Here is a 2,425-nt window from a genome sequence, read left to right as displayed (position 1 = left end):
TTTTCTTATAGTGTCTATGATGCTTCCATCTCTGTATTCAACTACAGCAACTACTTCATCTGTAAACTCTATTTCTTTTGGTGTTCCAACTAATCTTGTAGCCATAGCTCTTAATTCTTCCATAGTTATTAATGGAAGGTTAGCAGCTTTGAACTTTTCTAATAAGTCTTTTCTACCTGGGTTAACAGTTACTCCGTAATCTGTAACAACTACGTCTACTGTACTTCCTGGAGTTACAACAGTTGTAACCTTATCTATTATTGTAGATAATCTACCTCTTGTTAGTGGTGCAACAAGTATAGACATTTTAGCCATTGCAGCTGTATCACTGTGTCCACCTGACGCTGCTCTTATAACTCCATCAGAACCAGATATTACGTTAACATTGAAGTCTGTATCTATTTCAAGAGCTGATAATATAACAAAGTCTAATTTGTTAACAGCTGCCGATTTATTTCCTATAGAAGCGTAGAAGTCAGCACTTACTTCAACGTGTTTTTCATTTCTTCCTACTGATTCAGCTGCAGTTAAGTCGAAACTTTGTGTATCAAATAACTGATCAACTAAACCTTCTTCTAATAACTCTACCATTGGTGCTGTTATACCACCTAATGCATAGCTTAACTTTATATCTCTTTTCTTTATTTCTTCTTTAACGAATCTAGTAACAGCAAGTGATGCTCCACCAGAACCAGTTTGCATTGAGAATCCATCTACGAATAATCCAGAAGCTTTCATAACATCTACAACTCTCTTAGCTTGTAATAACTCTTTAGGGTTATTTGTAAATCTAGTAGCTCCAGACATTATTCCTGAAGAATCTCCAACTTCATCAACTACTGCAACATAGTCAACTTGAGTTTGAGGTATACTTTGTGGGAAATTTGGATAAGGAACTAATGTATCAGTTACAACTACAACTTTTTCAGCATATTGTGCATCAACCTTAGCATATCCCATAGCACCACATATAGATTTTCCTTTAACACCGTTAGCGTTCCCCATGCAGTCGGCTGAAGATGCAGCTAAAAATGCTACGTCTATTTTAACATCTCCTGAAGATATGGCTCTTGCTCTACCTCCATGAGAACGTATAACAGCTGGATATTCAAGTATTCCTTCAGAAACAGCTTGAGCTAATTTTCCTCTAAGTCCTGAAGTTTCTATTCTATTTACGACACCGTTTTCAATGTGAGCAACAAGACCATTATGAGCACTTGTTAATGAAGAAGCAGCTATTCTTAAGTTTTTAACTCCCATTTCTGCTAATATATCAACAACTTGCATTAATAACTTATCCCCAGCTCTAAAATGGTGGTGGAAAGATATTGTCATTCCATCTTTTATTTCACATTTTTCTATAGCTTCTCTTAAAGAAGAAACTAATTTTGTTCTTCTTACGTGCTCCTTTAAGTTGTCACTGTCAACATTACCTAATTTATCAGCACTTAAACTACTAAATGGTGCAACGTAAGCTTTTCTATTTTCATAACCTTTTATGTTTTTTAACATTTCGTCGTTTACTCTTTTAGTTTGCATATTAATTTTCACCTCCAACTAATACACCTGCAGCTTCAGCAAGTTGTAACACTCTTTGAGCTCTTTCTATTATTGGTTTATCTACCATCTTACCATCAACTGTAAATACCCCTAAGTTATTCTTTAAAGCTTCAGCTGTAGCATCAACTATTTTTTGAGCCTTAGCTATTTCTTTTTCACTTGGAGTGTAAACATCATGTATAAGTTCAACTTGTCTTGGATGTATAAGTGACTTACCACCGAATCCCATTCTCTTTATAAGGTTAGCCTCTTTTAAGAATCCTTCATCGTTATTAACGTCAGCATAAACTGTATCTAATACTTCAAGTCCGCAAGCACGACCTGCCATAGCTATCATTCCTCTAGCTACGAATAATTCGTCACCTTCTGGAGTTCTTGTAGTTTTCATACTTGTTACAAAGTCTTCTCCACTTAATGCCATACCTATTAATCTCTTAGTTGGAGATTTAGCTATATTAAAGCAGTTCATTACTCCTAGAGCAGTTTCTATAGCAACCATTATTTTAGTGCTACCAACTTCCATTCCACATGCTTTTTCTATTTTTTCTATTTCAGCATCTACTGCCATAACATCTTCTACAGATTCAGTCATAGGTATTCTTACAACTTCAACACCAGCACTTACTACAGCAGCTAAGTCTTCTTGCCAGAACTCTGTAGCAAGTCCATTTATACGAACTACAGTTTCTATTCCTAATTCTTTATAGTATTCTCCAAGTTTTTTTAACATGTTATGTACTAAAAATCTTGCAGAATCTTTTTCTGTTATTGCAATAGCATCTTCTAAGTCAAACATTACTGAGTCTGGCTTATATATATGAACATCTCTTATTATTCCAGGATTATTTCCAGGAACAAATAGCAT

The 2,425-nt window shown here is 35.0% G+C and carries 2 protein-coding genes; both read right to left on the bottom strand.

Features of this window, described 5'->3' with window-relative positions; translation table 11 throughout:
• Positions 1-1,539, bottom strand: a 1,539-nt coding sequence (citF, locus tag I2A66_RS16755) for a citrate lyase subunit alpha (protein WP_195252030.1), incomplete at its 3' end; no start/stop codon positions are given.
• A 1-nt stretch (position 1,540) separates the two neighbouring features.
• Positions 1,541-2,425: aldolase/citrate lyase family protein (locus I2A66_RS16750; RefSeq protein ID WP_195252029.1), on the bottom strand; the 885-nt coding region annotated here is incomplete at its 5' end.

The organism is Romboutsia sp. 1001713B170207_170306_H8 (assembly GCF_015550495.1).
Taxonomy (GTDB): domain Bacteria; phylum Bacillota; class Clostridia; order Peptostreptococcales; family Peptostreptococcaceae; genus Romboutsia_E.
This window is presented reverse-complemented; position numbering and strand designations above follow the sequence as displayed.